The 15,999-nt window shown below is 36.8% G+C and carries 16 protein-coding genes and 1 other annotated feature; of the genes, 1 reads left to right on the top strand and 15 read right to left on the bottom strand.

The window, feature by feature from the left end; translation table 11 throughout:
* Positions 1 to 30: 30 nt before the first annotated feature.
* The 8 genes from tnpB to ACTQZM_RS00640 form a co-directional block, all read right to left on the bottom strand.
* On the bottom strand, positions 31 to 1,173 hold the full coding sequence (gene tnpB / locus ACTQZM_RS00605) for an IS200/IS605 family element RNA-guided endonuclease TnpB (RefSeq protein ID WP_441652563.1): 1,143 nt from the start codon (positions 1,171 to 1,173) through the stop codon (positions 31 to 33).
* 16 nt (positions 1,174 to 1,189) lie between these two features.
* Complete coding sequence (tnpA, locus tag ACTQZM_RS00610) at positions 1,190 to 1,594, bottom strand: IS200/IS605 family transposase (RefSeq protein WP_113837022.1); 405 nt, start codon at positions 1,592 to 1,594, stop codon at positions 1,190 to 1,192.
* A 119-nt stretch (positions 1,595 to 1,713) separates the two neighbouring features.
* On the bottom strand, positions 1,714 to 2,241 hold the full coding sequence (locus ACTQZM_RS00615) for a response regulator (RefSeq protein ID WP_441652564.1): 528 nt from the start codon (positions 2,239 to 2,241) through the stop codon (positions 1,714 to 1,716).
* A 147-nt stretch (positions 2,242 to 2,388) separates the two neighbouring features.
* Positions 2,389 to 3,201: a transporter substrate-binding domain-containing protein gene (locus ACTQZM_RS00620; RefSeq protein ID WP_441652565.1), complete on the bottom strand. Its 813-nt coding sequence runs from the start codon at positions 3,199 to 3,201 to the stop codon at positions 2,389 to 2,391.
* A 27-nt stretch (positions 3,202 to 3,228) separates the two neighbouring features.
* On the bottom strand, positions 3,229 to 3,858 hold the full coding sequence (locus ACTQZM_RS00625) for an amino acid ABC transporter ATP-binding protein (RefSeq protein WP_171336655.1): 630 nt from the start codon (positions 3,856 to 3,858) through the stop codon (positions 3,229 to 3,231).
* Positions 3,859 to 3,868: 10 nt separating this feature from the next.
* Positions 3,869 to 4,510, bottom strand: a complete 642-nt coding sequence (locus ACTQZM_RS00630) for an amino acid ABC transporter permease (RefSeq protein WP_441652566.1) — start codon at positions 4,508 to 4,510, stop codon at positions 3,869 to 3,871.
* Between the two features lie 390 nt (positions 4,511 to 4,900).
* Positions 4,901 to 5,065 (bottom strand): hypothetical protein, encoded by a 165-nt coding sequence (locus ACTQZM_RS00635; RefSeq protein ID WP_441652567.1) that lies wholly within the window; start codon positions 5,063 to 5,065, stop codon positions 4,901 to 4,903.
* Positions 5,029 to 5,256: a binding site (T-box leader), on the bottom strand. It overlaps the preceding gene by 37 nt.
* Positions 5,257 to 5,312: 56 nt before the next feature.
* Entirely contained in the window at positions 5,313 to 6,179 is an 867-nt protein-coding gene (locus ACTQZM_RS00640) for a helix-turn-helix domain-containing protein (protein ID WP_441652568.1), read from the bottom strand.
* A gap of 237 nt (positions 6,180 to 6,416) precedes the next feature.
* Here ACTQZM_RS00640 and ACTQZM_RS00645 point away from each other — a divergent pair, with 237 nt between their 5' ends.
* Positions 6,417 to 7,520, top strand: coding sequence for an ABC transporter ATP-binding protein (locus tag ACTQZM_RS00645; protein WP_113783699.1), 1,104 nt, complete (start codon positions 6,417 to 6,419; stop codon positions 7,518 to 7,520).
* A 76-nt stretch (positions 7,521 to 7,596) separates the two neighbouring features.
* On the opposite strand, the gene ACTQZM_RS00650 is transcribed toward ACTQZM_RS00645, so the two are convergent.
* The 7 genes from ACTQZM_RS00650 to ACTQZM_RS00680 all read right to left on the bottom strand — a co-directional run bounded on the left by ACTQZM_RS00650 (position 7,597) and on the right by ACTQZM_RS00680 (position 15,963).
* Positions 7,597 to 8,856: an MFS transporter gene (locus tag ACTQZM_RS00650; protein ID WP_441652569.1), complete on the bottom strand. Its 1,260-nt coding sequence runs from the start codon at positions 8,854 to 8,856 to the stop codon at positions 7,597 to 7,599.
* Between the two features lie 111 nt (positions 8,857 to 8,967).
* Positions 8,968 to 11,049, bottom strand: a complete 2,082-nt coding sequence (locus ACTQZM_RS00655) for a DNA topoisomerase III (RefSeq protein WP_441652570.1) — start codon at positions 11,047 to 11,049, stop codon at positions 8,968 to 8,970.
* On the bottom strand, positions 10,997 to 11,359 hold the full coding sequence (locus tag ACTQZM_RS00660; RefSeq protein WP_113783696.1) for a DUF1033 family protein: 363 nt from the start codon (positions 11,357 to 11,359) through the stop codon (positions 10,997 to 10,999). Before ACTQZM_RS00660 ends, ACTQZM_RS00655 begins: the two co-directional genes overlap by 53 nt.
* A 719-nt stretch (positions 11,360 to 12,078) precedes the next feature.
* Entirely contained in the window at positions 12,079 to 13,200 is a 1,122-nt protein-coding gene (mnmA, locus tag ACTQZM_RS00665; RefSeq protein WP_441652571.1) for a tRNA 2-thiouridine(34) synthase MnmA, read from the bottom strand.
* Positions 13,201 to 13,342: 142 nt separating this feature from the next.
* The gene (locus ACTQZM_RS00670; protein ID WP_243179142.1) at positions 13,343 to 13,684 is read right to left on the bottom strand and encodes a DUF1831 domain-containing protein; all 342 of its coding nucleotides are present in this window, start codon (positions 13,682 to 13,684) and stop codon (positions 13,343 to 13,345) included.
* 86 nt (positions 13,685 to 13,770) lie between these two features.
* Positions 13,771 to 14,907, bottom strand: coding sequence for a cysteine desulfurase family protein (locus ACTQZM_RS00675; RefSeq protein ID WP_441652572.1), 1,137 nt, complete (start codon positions 14,905 to 14,907; stop codon positions 13,771 to 13,773).
* A gap of 87 nt (positions 14,908 to 14,994) precedes the next feature.
* Positions 14,995 to 15,963 (bottom strand): ribose-phosphate diphosphokinase, encoded by a 969-nt coding sequence (locus ACTQZM_RS00680; RefSeq protein ID WP_248624086.1) that lies wholly within the window; start codon positions 15,961 to 15,963, stop codon positions 14,995 to 14,997.
* Between the last annotated feature and the right edge of the window lie 36 nt (positions 15,964 to 15,999).

Consider the following 15,999-nt stretch of genomic DNA (forward strand, 5'->3'; position numbering starts at 1 on the left):
CCCCGTAGTTCCTACGGTTTTTGATTATATCTAAGCTAATGATTGTATCCTTAGACCTTCGGTCAAAATATTGATACTAGCGTTGATATCACGGTCATGATGAGTATGGCAAATAGGGCAAGTCCATTCTCGAATATCGAGCGATTTCTTGCCATCTTTATGTCCGCACTCTGAACAAATCTGACTAGACGGAAACCACGTATCCACTTTGATGATTTCACGTCCATACCAGTCCGCTTTGTATTGCAACTTAGCCACAAAGCTAGACCAAGATACATCAGAAATACTTCTTGCTAATTTATGATTACGCAACATACCTTTTACGTTTAAGTCTTCAATACAGATAATATCGTGATTTTTGATAATTTCTGTACTTAACTTATTCAGAAAATCAGTACGTTGATTCATTACTTTTTCATGTAATCTAGCAACTTTACGTTTTTGTTTTTGGTAATTTTTAGCTTCAAACAGATTGATACCTTTTTGTTTGGCTAATAATGCTCGTCTTGACAACTTACGTTGTTCACGTTTTAATTTCTTTTCCATTTTGGACGTGAATCTATTATTATCAATTTTTTGCCCATCTGAAAGAATCGCAAAGTCTGTAATACCTAAGTCAATGCCAATTGCAGAATTGGTTTTAGGTAACTCGTTAATTTCTTCTTTACATAGCAAAGAAATATAGTATTTACCGCTAGAATGCCGTGATATTGTAGCAGATTTAATCATCCCTTTTGGTTGTCTATGAAGCTTAATTCTTACTAATGATTTCAATTTAGGAACTTTTATGAATTTATTATCAATCAAAGCAACGGTACCATTTTGATTATTCGTTGTATAACTCTGAACAGGATTTTTCTTACTTTTGAAACGTGGAAAGCCAACAGATTTATCCCGAAAAAAATTCTTGTATGCTTTATCTAAATGAAGTTGGGCATTGGCCAAAGCGAGGCTATCGACTTCTTTCAGAAATGGAAATTCTTTCTTATATTTAGTCGGTGTTGGAAAAGTCATTTTTTTAGAAGGATCATTTTTAACTTCTTCATATGCTTTTTTTCGATCATTAAGCATTAGATTGTAGACCTTACGAACGCAGCCGAAAGTTTTGGCAAAGAAGATTTCTTGTTCCTCTGTTGGATAGATTCTGAATTTGTACGCTTTTAGTCGTTCCACAAAGTTCACCTGCTTTCTATTTATGATTGTTTCCTTGATTTTGGATGTATTTCTTTATCACATCAATTGGTGCTCCACCAGTCGTCAACAGACAAAAACTTTTAGACCAAAACTGTTCTTTCCAAAGAAACTGTTTGACTCTTGGAAAATCACGTTTTATCAATCTTGAACTAGCGCTTTTATAGGCGTTGATAAATTTTGTCAATTCTGTTTTAGGGTGAGCTTTGAACATGACATGAATATGGTCTTTATCATGATTCCACTCCACTAAAGTAATGTGATACGATTCTGAAATTCTTTCAAAAGTAGCTTTAGCATAATCAGATATTTCATCATCAATCACTTGTCTACGGTATTTCGTTACTAAAATAAGATGGTAATAAAGAAGAAAGACTGAATGGTTATTTGTATCTAATTCCATTTTATATCAACTCATTTCTAATATATACTGATTATAACATAGAACGAAATAAAAAGATAATATACTGCATCGTCGGTATTCATCACCCACCTATAGAGGATGGGCGACTTCTGCCTGAATTACGTTAAATCAACAGAATCCACATTTAAGTCTTTTGGAATAATTCCTTCTATATTAACTGTGATATTATTTTCGCATGCTTTTTCGGTTAAATTCGTCAACAAGATATCGATTATCTGATTCCCTGTATAAAAATATTGCTTATCAAAATGAAAAAGATGCGCGATTTCATCCAAATAATTCATCACTGCTTGATCAATGGGCTTACTGATAAAACCAAGTGTCTTTTCACTAAAAGCTTCACTCATTCGTTCAACAAAATTTGAGACATATACAATCCATGAAATCTTTTTATTCTTTAGTAAATATTGATTTAAAGCAATCCCATCTAGTCCATCCATTTCAATATCTAAAAGCAGAAAATCAATACTTGCTGTTTTTTCATCATTGATATAGTCCAATACTTCTTGTGCATTCATAAAATCAATAATTATGATTTCTTGCCCATACTGATGAGAAAATTCTGACAATAGGTTATGTAATTGTTCATAGATAGCCATATTATCATCACAAACTGCTACGTTCATCTTCCTCACCTCTCGTTATAATTATAACACTTTTTCGTCATTGAATATACCAAAATATAAAACGCTTTCTTAGTTTTTTCTCTGAATAATAAAAAAAGAACCACTTCCTTTTATTGAGAAGTGGCTCTGACTATCAAAAGCAAATCCTTATTGTTTAGGTGTGACGTCTTGGCCAAACCATTTTTCTGAGATTTCTTTAAACTTGCCATTTTCTTGTAATTTTTTGAAAGCTTCATTAATTTGTTTGGCTAACTTTTCATCATATTTACGTACCCCAACAGAGAAATCTTCGCTATCAAATGGTAATTCGACAATATTATATTCCGCTAATTTTTTGGCTTGTGTTAAATAGTATTCAGCATATACCTTATCAATTAGCAGACCATCAATCCGGCTATTTTCTAAATCGATAAAGGCTTCATTAAAACTAGCATACAGCGTCGCATCATTATTTTTAACGATATCTTGTAGAACTTCTGGCTGTTTCGTAAAAGTATCATAACCTGAAGAGCCTTCTTGTGCCCCTAACACTTTGCCTTTCATTTGTTCAGCCTTGGTGATATTGCTTTTCTTAGGTGTGACTAGCACTTGGGTATTTTTCATATAAGTATCTGTGAATGTCACTTTTTTCTGACGTTGAGGAGTCACAGAGTAACCATTCCAAATCATATCAATCGTTCCATTTTTTAGCTCGGTTTCTTTCATCGACCAGTCAATTGGTTGGAATTTCACCTTTTGATCTGTTAATTCAAACACGGCTTTCGCTAAATCAACATCAAAACCAACAATCTTGCCACTGTCATCTTTAAATCCCATTGGCACAAAGGTATCATCTAGCCCTACCACGACTTCTTTTTTGTCGGCAGCAGACTTACTCGTTTCGCCTTTTTTCTGAGTAGAACATGCGCCTAATACTAAACCTAATGCAACAACTGATAATACTTTAAATAATTTTTTCATTTTCATCTTCTCCTTTAATTTTTATGTTTATTCAACAGGGGTTACCTGATAAAGTTGATCGGCAATTCTCTTGGCAAATTCCAAATCATGCGTCACCACAATTTGCGTCATACCTGCTTCTTTCATTTCTAAGATTAAATCAGCGACTTGTTGACTCAAACCTGGATCAAGAGCACTCGTTGGCTCATCATAAGCTAATACTTTAGGATTCATCGCCATCGCCCGTGCAATTGCCACCCGTTGTTTTTGCCCACCAGATAATTGATAAGGATAATGGTCCAAAAGTTGAGATAAACCTAAACGTTGCGCCAAGTTTTGTGCCATTTGTTGGGATTCGGCCGCCGATTGCTTCAATGCCAACTTTGGAGCTAACGTAATATTTTCCATCACACTTAGATGTGGAAATAATTGAAAATCTTGAAAGACGACCCCAACGACTTGTTCCTTTGAAGTACTTGGATTAAAGGGTTGGCCATCTAATAAAAATTCGCCACTATCATAAGTTTCTAAACCAGCTAATATTCTTAACAGTGTCGTTTTCCCACCACCAGAGGGACCTACAATACATAAAATCGAGCCTTCTTCAATGGATAAATCTAGATTACGAATAATTTGTCGTGAACCAAATGCTTTATTGACTTGTTTTAGTGATAACATACAATCCCTCCTAACGATAATAATTTAAGCGTCCTTCAAAGTATTTCAACAATAAAGTCACGATGGCAGTCATTAATAGATAAACAATTGCCACGCCTACTAATGGCAGCAAGGTAGATTCTCTTTCCATCGCAATTTTACCAATACGCATCACATCTGATAAACCTAAAATATATACAAGCGAAGTATCCTTGACTAGATTAATGATTTCATTGCCGACAGAAGGTAAGGTAATTTTAGTGACTTGCGGAATGATGATTTTACTAATCGTTTGCCAAGGACTTAGATGCAATACTTTGGCTGCTTCATATTGGCCTTTAGGTATGGATTGAATCCCGCCACGGAAAATTTCTGCATAATAGGCGGCATAGTTTAGAATAAAAGCAATCAAAGCTGCTTCAAAACGATCAAAGACGATGCCGATATAAGGCAAACCGTAAAAGACTAAAATTAATTGTAATAGTAACGGGGTTCCGCGCATGAGCCAAACATAAAATTGAATCAATAATTTCACTGGATAAAAGCGACTCATTAATAAGAAGGCTAACAATACCCCTAGCGGAATTGAGCCTAAGATGGTCAATCCAAATAGCTTTAATGTTATCCCTGCCCCTTGAATAATTTGGGGAAACGTATCTAATATTACTTGCACATGTATAACCTCATTTCTCTATGATTGATGAACTTACCCACGGTCTTGCCCTCAAGGTATAAAATAAGTCCTTTGATCATTTTGACCAAAGGACGTGATTGACGTGGTGCCACCTTTTATTTATCTTTCCCTCGCAGAAAAGAACTCCGTGAGTCAAGTAAACTTTTTTGGGGAAACCTTATCCTGCTTGGAGCTGACCAACCCGCCTCACATCCTTAAAATTAGACGGCGTTCAGCAGCTAGACATTGTGAAATTCGCCCTCCCACTTGCAAAAATCTCCTTTCATCCGATTTTTGCAGTGGTAGGTAAACACACGAATTTCTTCATGTCTGGGCAAGCTGCTTCACGACCTTAATGCAATCTGTGTTCGGCGTGTAGCTCCTGTGCATCTAAGCCGGCCTGTCTTGGAAAACCTTAAAAAATAGTGGATTTTCCGACATTCCGGAAACCTTAGCTGCTTGGAGCTGACCGACCCGCTTCACATCCTTAAAATAAAAAAGTCCTTTGGTTTTTTTAACCAAAGGACGTGTTGACGTGGTTCCACCTTTTTTCACAACTACCTCGCAGTAATTGTCTCAATAAGTCTACTTGACTCTGGCTATAACGGGCCACCCGAATCTTCCTACTTCCTCATTTCAGAAAATCTACTCCAAGATGTGTTTCACGCATAGGTCTCTACTTCTTTGCACCAACCAGAAGCTCTCTGAAAAAGGACTATGGCTACTCTTCTTTTCAACGTATTTTCAATTTGATGAATCCAATTTATCAGAAAATTTTGAGGATGTCAATATGAAAATTCGATTAAAATTTTAAATTCGAAATTAAATAAACCATTAATAAATCATTTAGCTCTTTCAAATTCAAATCAAAACGTTGTTGAAACTTTTCCATTTTATACAATAATGTATTACGGTGCATGAATAAATCTTTAGCAGTCGAAGAAACGTTGGCTTGATTTTTCCATAATGCATGGATGACTTCTTTCATGCCTTCTTCTGCAAAAAAGATTTTTCCTAACTCTTTTAATGACTCATAATTCGTTAAATCTTGACTCGTTGCTAAATATAAAACACAATCACTCAAAGAAAGATACTTTTTAGGATTTTCAACTAACATTTCTTGAAATAACCGGCTTTCCTCACGATAAATCTTCGTAAAATCAACCTCGCTTGGATAAAAAGCCCCCACAAATATCTGGGTAAAGGTCGCAAAATCATCATCCAAAGCCGTGAACAATCCATGCAACTCTTCTTTTTGATAATAATTCTCTGTTCTTTTCTCAATAAGTAGGGCTTGGTTTGAACTAACAAATAAACAATCGACTAAATTTGGCAAAACAGTTTCCATCGTTTGTATCCATGAATGATAAATACTGTCATCCATCCGCTTAAACTGGACTTGAATAATCCGGTATTCACCCGCTTCTTTTTCAGAAAGTCGTGTATGTTTGAATAATACTTGATACCAAAATTTGCGCTCTAATTCATAAAGAGGGGCTACATTGGGATATAATGTTAAAAGTAATTTTTGCTCTGTAACGCTTAACTTTTGCTTTTCAATACAAAAGAACTTTCCCTTATATGGAATACACAAGAAATCTTTATTAAATAAAGGCTCATCCTTAATGAAACCTTCCGCATAAATTTGCTCTAAAGGTAAAATTTGCACTGTCATCACCTCAATTATTTTCATCTTTATTGTATCTAAGAAAGACAGATTCGACAATTCTTTCTATGTGTGAAAAGCGATTTCAACATTTTGCACAATTCACTGAGGTGTTCTTTGTACATGTTAACGTTGAGATGTAAAAGGCTTTCATTTATATTAAGGATGTCGATAAAAAGATTTCTCGCAAAAATAAACTTTGCGAATAGGATGATTAAACATAGAAAGAGGTATGAACTTATGGTAGAAATGGCTTTACGACATGTATATAAAAAATATGATAACGCTGAAAAATATTCAGTAACAGATTTTAACTTAGAAATTGCCGACCGCGAATTTATCGTTTTCGTTGGTCCTTCTGGTTGTGGTAAATCAACTACTCTACGTATGATTGCCGGTCTTGAAGATATTTCTGAAGGTGAATTATTAATTGGCGATAAAGTGATGAATGATGTTGCACCTAAAGACCGTGATATCGCGATGGTATTCCAAAACTATGCCTTATATCCACATATGACCGTATTCGATAACATGGCTTTTGGTTTGAAATTACGTAAATATGATAAAGCAGAAATCAAAAAACGTGTAGAAAATGCAGCTCAAATCTTAGGCTTGTCTGAATATCTTGATCGTAAACCAGCTGCTCTATCCGGTGGTCAACGTCAACGTGTTGCCTTAGGACGTGCGATTGTGCGTGATGCTAAAGTCTTCTTAATGGACGAACCTTTATCAAACTTGGATGCGAAATTACGTGTAGCCATGCGTGCAGAAATCGCGAAGTTACACCAACGTTTAAATACAACAACTATTTACGTAACTCACGACCAAACAGAAGCGATGACAATGGCTGACCGTATCGTTATTATGAAAGACGGTATTATCCAACAAATCGGCTCTCCAAAAGAAGTTTATGATACACCAAATAATGTATTCGTTGCTGGTTTCATCGGATCTCCTGCAATGAACTTCTTTAGAGTTACCCTAAATGGTGGCTATATCACAAATGATGGTGGTTTGAAAGTGAAATTACCTGAAGGACGTAATAAAATCTTAGTTGAAAAAGGTTATGAAGGAAAACAATTAATCTTTGGTATCCGCCCAGAAGATATTCATAGCGAACGTGTCGTATTAGATGCAACACCTGACGCTTGTGTGAAATCAACGGTTGTCGTATCTGAACTTTTAGGTGCTGAAACCATGCTTTATACTATGATTGGTGATACTGAATTTGTTTCTCGTGTGGATGCGCGTGATTATCACAAACCAGGTGAAGAAGTAGAATTAGCCTTTAACTTGAATAAAGCACACTTCTTTGATGTAGAATCTGAAGAAGTTATCCGTTAATCTTGCACATTTCTAGTCTTCGTCCCCTTTTTATACATTAGTTTAGGCCTAGCAATCCATCTGCTAGGCCTTATTGTTATGCTTGATTTTCTTGTGGTTTTATTTCCGCTGATTTTAAATTGGCTTGTAATAGAATGGGTAAAAGTACCATCATGACAATCACAACGATTCCTGAAATAAAGAAGGTCAGTCCACCGTTGGCCACTTCAAATAAGAATGAATAAAAAACAATTCCCAGAGGCATTAATAATTGCACTCCAGTCATTAAAAAGTGAAAGACACGACCTTGAAACTGTGGATCGACATATGCACTTAACCAAGTATTCAGCGGCACATTTAAAAGCGTAATACATACACCCATCACAAAATTTCCGACAATCATAATGACAATCATCCATTTTAACGGAAGTGATTGCATCAATATAAATCCGAGTATACTCATAATTGTCCCTAATGAAATCACATAAATATAAGTATTCAAAAGTGGATAACGAATATTTTTAATCATAGATAAAATCAAGGAAGCCAAGATTAATCCAAATCCAAAAGCTGATTCAGAAAAACTATAAGCTTGTGTTGGAAAATGAAGTTGGTGGATTTGAATATATGGAATTCCGACGCTAATAGAAGATAAGACGAAATTAATGGACATACCCATCACCATCGCAAACACCAATAAGCGATCCTTTTTGATATAATTTAATCCGGATAAAAACATCTTTAACAAAGAATCCTGTGACTCATCCACGTGACTGTCGCTAACTTTGCGATAATGAAAATTCACCATCATTAAAATCATCGCTGCCAAAGTTTCACAAACAACTTCCAACAATACGATATTGGATAAGGAAATAAGCACATAAATAATTCCACCAATAATTGGCGCAATAATTTGACTCACTGCTGAAACTAATTGTTCAAAACTTCTCACCTTTTGTAAATCGGCTTCATCCACCAAATGAATGGTCGCTGCTCCATAGGCGGTACTCAGAAAAATATCCGCTAGTCGTAATACAATCAATAACAAATAAGTGGAAATCAACACGGAAAAACCACTTTTTAACGAAAAAGCATAAAAGACGAGCATCAGAATACTCACAACTTGTGCAATAAAGATGATTTTCTTCTTTTCAAAACGATCGACCACTGCCCCGGCAAATGGCAGTAAAACCAACGATACCACAGGACCAATTAACTGCGTCCCACCAAAAGCAAGGGCAGAATTGGTTTTGGATAAAATTTCTAACCCGATAACAAAAGATAAAACACTACTGCCTAAAGAACCAAAAATCAATGAAGTAATGATTTTAACAATCTGTTTGTTTCCTTCTTTCATTTCATCACACCTTTTTTTAATTATTTTTTCATTCATTTTACCACAGGCAAATATCATGCACAACATAAAAAAAGATACTCGCCTCCATGCAGGATTTGAGTATCTTTTGTATTATTTATCTTCAGCCATCATCGCTTTTAAGGCTAAAGCTAATGGACTTTCCATTTCTGTATTTTCTTGGCTGTATTTTTTCAATAGTCGTTTTTCTTCATGTTTGGTCATTTTTTGTTTTCGTTCAGCCTTGGTTTGCATTTTTTCGGTCGTGCCGTCATATTTACAACGATAATAAGTCCCGTTTTTCCCTTCGATGATTTCCATTTTCTTATGACATTGTGGGCAACGATGATTGGATACTTTTGGCTCTTTTCGTCTTGAGTAATGACAGTCTTCATTCGTGCAGACCAAACGCTTGCCGTCTCGACCATTCTTTTCTTTTAAGAGCGAACCACATTCTGGGCAACGTTTTTGTGTAATTGAAAAATCTTGATAGCTTTGGTTACTTTGCTTAATCTCAGCCACTAAACGCTTCGTATCTTGTTCGATTTGTTGGATGAATTGTTGACTCTTCATCTGACCTTTAGCGATTTTTTCAAGATTTTTCTCCCATTTTTCCGTCAATTCAGGCGTGACTAATGAAGGATTCACCAGACCTAGTAGCTGTTTTCCCTTAGGAGTGACCGCTAAATAATTGGCTTTGCGTTCCATCAAGTCGCTTTTAATCAACTTTTCAATCATTTCAGCACGCGTGGCCGGCGTACCTAAGCTATATTTTTCCATCTTCGCCAACAAAGTCCCCTCACTCAATGGCTTAGGCGGGGTGGTCAATTGTTTTTCAATGCTAAACTCACCCTTGATTTTTTGACCTTCTGTATAGTGCACAACCTTTGCTTTAGGTTCGTCACTTGTCCCTTTCCAACCTGGTTCAAGTACTTTTTTATTACTTGCAACAAAACGTTCAGAACCAAATGATAGTGTGATTTTTTGAACCTTTTCTTGATATTCAGGTAAGAACAACATCAAAAAGCGTGACACAATCATCTGATAAATGCGTTGTTCATCACTGGATAACTTAGCAAAATTTGCCCTTTGTTCAGTTGGAATCAAGGCATGGTGGTCAGAAACCAACGCATTATTAAAAACTTTTTTTAAGACAACTTTTGCCCCATTTTTAATAATCGTCTTGACTTGCGGATCAAAATCACTAATTGCTTGTAGGCGTTCCTTCATCGTATTTTGCATATCGGTGGTTAAATACTTACTATCAGTCCGCGGATAAGTGACGACTTTATGAATTTCATATAGACTTTGCACCAAAGAGAGCGTTTTTTTAGCAGAAAAGCCGTAACGTTGATTGGCCTCACGCTGGATTTCCGTTAAGTCATAAGGTAATGGCGCGGCTTGGCGTTTGACTTTTTCTTCAATTTTTTCCACGGTGCCTGCTGTTTGGCTCATCTGTTGAACTAATTGTTGGGCCGCTTCTCGTGTTTTGATAGCTTGCGGATTCTTTTGTTGATGAGTAAAGGTCAACTGATTATCGGCAAACTGAATTGTAAAATATTCTTGTGGGAGAAACTTTTCAATTTGCTTTTCTTGCTGTCTCACTAAGGCCAAGGTCGGTGTTTGTACACGTCCAGCACTTAGATTATCTTGATATTTCACAGTTAAAGCGCGGGTCACATTTAACCCCACCAACCAGTCCGCCTTTGCTCTAGAAATAGCTGACTCATATAAATTGTCATATTGACTGGCTGGTTTTAAATTGGCAAAACCTTGTTTAATGGCTTTGTCTGTTTGTGATGAAATCCATAGACGCTTCACTGGTTTGTTAAATCTCACCCACTGCAAAATCCAACGGGCAACTAACTCTCCTTCACGTCCAGCATCGGTCGCAATCACGGCTTCTCCTACATCTTTTCGTTTGGCCAACGCTGCAATCGCCTTTAATTGATGACCAGTTTTTGGTAAAGGTTTGATACCTATTTGCTTTGGTAACATTGGCAGTGTCTCTAATTGCCATTGTTGCCATTCTTTGTTTAGATCTTCAGGCATTTTTAAGGTTAATAAATGTCCTAAAGCCCAAGTGACAATCACTTTGTCGCCTTCATAGTAATTTTTAGTTTTCTTCGTTGCTTTTAACACTCTACTCAGATCTTTGGCAACACTTGGTTTTTCCGCAATGATTAGCTGTTTCATATAAATTCCTTTCACTGGTTATTGTGACGGGTTCAAAATCTTTTAATAAAGCGATGGAGTGATATTGCTGTAAATCATCCTCGCATTCCTCACAATAACGTAATTCTTCTTCATTCCAAAACGCACAAAGATAATTTTCTTTTGCGCTGACACAGGAATATTTTATTTTATATTCGTGCCATAATAAGGTGTAAGCTGCGACGGCTTCCTCAAAAGTAGCAAAATATTGTTCTTCCACAATGTCTGCTTGCCAACCTTCAAAGAACCACCACACTTCATTATCACCATGCATACGAATTACTTGATACATCCTATTCACCATCTCTATTTTCCTAAATCTTTCGTAACAAATCAACAAAAACTTTTATAACAATTTTTAGTTTGTATTTTCTTTTGTTTCATTCGTTGTAAACTATATACTATTTTTCCTTGATAACTCTATAGTATTAAGCTTTGATTTATCTGGCAAATAATTTACTTGTGAAAAGGACAGTAAAGCAAATTTATAGTATCTCATTTATAAAAAAATACCGAACAGCCGCTAACAAACAACGACTATTCGGTAATATACAGTCTAACTTTTGGTCATGCTGGTACTTGTAGCTAATCGACCCTTCTCACAACCTTTTTTGACGGTGTTCGAAGGGTAGCTACATCGCATCTAAGCCGGCCTGCCTAGGAAAATCTTTAAACATAGTGGATTTTCCTGTCATTCCGGACAACCTTAGCTTTCTCGGTATCAATCAACTAAATACTCGAAAAATTCACCCTCCTGCTTAAGAAAATCTCCTTTCATCCGATTTTCTTAGCAGTAGGTAACACATGAATTTTCTCGTATTTGACCAAGTTGATTGATAACCTTTTACTTGTAGCTGAGCGACCCTTCTCACAACCTTTTTTGACGGCGTAAATCGACTAGCTACTTCGGCGTATAAGCCAGCCCGTCTGGGAAAGTCTTTACTTTTCGGACTTTCCCGACGTTCTGGACAAACTTATCCGCTCGTAGCTGACCGAGTCGATTTACGACCTTTATATATACTGCATTTGTTTTTGGTCTTGGTAGGCTTGGTCGATGAGTCCGCCGCCTAGGCATTCTTCGCCGTCATAGAAGACGACTGCTTGTCCTGGGGTGATGGCACGGGCTTTTTCATCGAATAATACTTCAGCACGGTCCCCTTCTAATAAACGGACAGTAACCGGTACATCTTGTTGACGATATCTGAATTTAGCGGTACAGCGAAATTCTTGTGGTTTTTCTTCATTCGTTGTGAAGTGAATTTGGCTTGCTGTTAAACGGTTCGCATACAATAATGGATGATGGAAACCTTGATCCACAATTAAGGTATTGGTTGCAAGGTCTTTTCCTACTACAAACCATGGCTCTTGTGTTTTACCGCCCCCACCAATGCCTAAACCTTGGCGTTGACCGATTGTATAATACATTAAACCATCATGCGTTCCTTTTTCTATTCCATCAGGAGTCATCATTTTCCCAGGTTGAGCAGGTAAATATTGACTCAAAAATTGTTTAAAGTTCTTTTCGCCAATGAAGCAAACACCCGTTGAATCTTTTTTCTTGGCAGTTGCTAAACCAGCTTTTTCCGCGATTGCACGTACTTCTTTTTTCTCTAAATGACCAAGCGGGAACATAGTTTTAGACAATTGTTCTTGTGATAACTGACTTAAAAAGTAAGTTTGGTCTTTGTTATTATCAGTTCCTCTTAGCATATGCACAACACCATTTTCATCACGCTTCACTTGTGCATAATGACCCGTTGCGACATAATCCGCACCTAGTTGCATGGCATAGTCTAAAAAGGCTTTAAACTTAATTTCTTTGTTGCACATGACATCAGGATTTGGGGTACGACCCGCGCGATATTCGGCTAAGAAATATTCAAAAACACGGTCCCAATATTCTTTTTCAAAATTCACTGAATAATAGGGAATCCCAATTTGTGAAGCGACTGCCGCAACATCTTTATAATCTTCTGTTGCCGTACAGACACCATTTTCATCGGTATCATCCCAGTTTTTCATGAAGATTCCGATGACATCATAGCCCTGTTCTTTTAATAAAAGGGCAGTAACCGACGAGTCAACCCCGCCACTCATACCTACAACAACACGAATTTTGCTGTTGTCTTGCATAAAAAATCACCATCATTTCTTTATAGATTCTGAAATCTACTACGATTGAAGGTCGCATTATTTTCAGTAAACTTCATTATAGCGCAAATTTCCCCAACATGCACGAAAAAAATCGCAGTACCAAGACTACGATTTTCTTACCTTATGCTTTTTCTAATAAACCACGATCGATAAATCCATCCATCAAGAAATAGAATTTATCCTGCAACATTTTATGCTGTTCGCTCTTGAAAATATTGACTGCTTTTAGACCTGTCGCATTGGTAATCGACATTTTTAAAGTTTGTAAGTCTTTAGAAACAGTTATTTTTAATTTAAAGCCTTCCTTACTTTGAGGCGTTGCTTCTAATGAACGAATCAGTTGGAAGTTGCCTCCATTTGTTTCAACAAAACCATTATCACGCAAGGTATAACGTTTTGCATTTGGGTTCATTTGGTATTTGACAGCTGAACCTAGAACTGTTGCTGTTTTTTCAAAAGCCATAAATCTAGCCTCTTTTCATGTTTTTCTTTATTTTATCACAGCTTTTGTCATCTGAAAACCTTTGCCTAGATTTAAGAAAACAAATTTTACGCTTGTTGAAATTTACGCACGACTTGTCCTAATTGTTGGGCTAGTTGCGCTACTTCATCTAAAGTATTGCCCAGGCCAAAACTTACACGAATGGCGGTATGAATTTTTTCATCCTTTTTTCCATACATCGCTTCTAATACATGGGAAGGGTTAACATTCCCCGCTGTACATGCCGAACCAGTTGAAATGGCCATGTTTGCTAAATCTAGATGCATCAAAAGCATTTGATTATTCACTTGATCAAAGGAAAGATTCCATACCTGTGGCAATTTATTTGCTTCATCGCCGTTCACTTGATACCGAACCTGTTGTTGGGATAACACGTCTAGAAAATGCTGACTTAACGCTTGCATCTGTGCTTGTTCTTCAGCTAAATGTTCATGGTGAAATTGCGCCACTTCAGCCATCGCACAAATCGCGGGTAAATTTTCCGTTCCAGCCCGACGCTTTTCTTCTTGCTCACCACCATGTGTAATTGGCTGTAATTTGACGTTATCTTTTTTATAAAGAAAACCAATTCCTTTAGGCCCATTGATTTTATGAGCCGAAATACTTAATAAATCTATGCCTAATTCTTCTGGAAAAATCGCCACTTTCCCATAAGCTTGTACCGCATCTGTATGAAAAATAGCGGGATGGTCTGTTAAGATTTCACCAATTTGGGCAATCGGTAATAAATTGCCCGTTTCATTATTCGCAAACATGATGGATACTAAAATCGTGTCTTCTCGTAGCGCTTGTTTAAAGTCAGCTAGCGAAATTTGTCCGTTAGCATCCACTGGTAAGTAGGTCACTTCAAAGCCTTGTTTTTCTAAGTAATGTAAAGTTTCCATAACTGCTGGATGCTCTATGCTTGTAGAGATGATGTGACGTCCTTTCGCTTGATTGGCAAAAGCGGCGCCGATAATGGCATAGTTATCGCCTTCTGTTCCCCCACTGGTAAAAATAATTTCATGAGGTTTAACCTTTAAAGTTTTAGCAATGACTTGGCGTGCCTTTTCTAAATATTCATGAGCTTTGCGACCATATTGATGAATGCTAGATGGATTACCAAACACCTCATTCATGATAGCAGTCATTTTTTCAATGGCCACTGGATGCATAGGCGATGTTGCTGCATGGTCAAAATACATAAAATCTACTTCCTTTACTAACAAATAAGCCAAATCAGCTTACTAAACTTCGCAATTTCTGTCAAGTAAACTCATTTGGCTAAACGTTTATTTTTGATCTTCAATAGATAGGCGGAATAAAGGACTCATTGGGGTATTTTCTTGGATACGTTTCATCGCTTCTCCCATTAAATCCGCACAAGTAATATAATGAAGGACATTTGGCTTGCGACTATCATCAATCAGACATGAATCAGTCACACAAATAGATTGAATTGGTGCTGCATCTAAATCAGCTTTAGCCCCTTCACATAATAAAGCATGAGAAGCACAAGCATAAATTTCAGTAGCGCCTTGCTCAGTTAGCAGTTTACTTGCTTTGACAAAGGTTTGACCAGTATTTAAAATGTCATCCACCATAATACATTTCTTTCCTTTGACATCCCCAATCACATAGCCACCTGCTTCATATTCATCGGATTGATCCACAATGGCTAAAGTAGAACCTAGATATTCTGCTAAACTACGTGCACGCTGTACCCCACTATTTTTTGGTGAAACAACCACATAGTCATCACCAGACATTCCTTGATTGAGATAATACTGAGCAAACAATGGAATCGTGAATAAATTATCCACTGGAATATCAAAGAAACCTTGTACTTGTACTGTGTGCAAATCTAATGTTAGAACACGCGTTGCCCCTGCTTTGGTTAACATATTGGCAATCAATTTTGCAGTAATTGGTTCGTGTGGACGCGCGGTACGATCTTGACGCGCATAAGCATAATAAGGTAAGACGACATTGATTGATTTCGCACTCGCCCGTTTCATTGCATCAATCATAATTAAAAGTTCCCAGTAGTAATCATTCACTGGTTGATTGGTCGATTGGATTAAGTAAGTATCCACCCCACGGACACTTTCTTCAATGTTAATCGCAATCTCCCCATCACTAAATTGTCGCACTACACATTTTCCTAATTCTTGTCCAAAGGCTTTAGCAATTTTTTCTGCTAAAGGTTGATTCCCGTTGAGACTAAAAATTTTGACATTGTCTGTTGCAGTATTCGCCACCGTTTCATCCTCCAAAAATGTTTTTTTCTTTTATTG

The organism is Enterococcus cecorum (genome assembly GCF_052119425.1).
GTDB lineage: Bacteria > Bacillota > Bacilli > Lactobacillales > Enterococcaceae > Enterococcus_E > Enterococcus_E cecorum_C.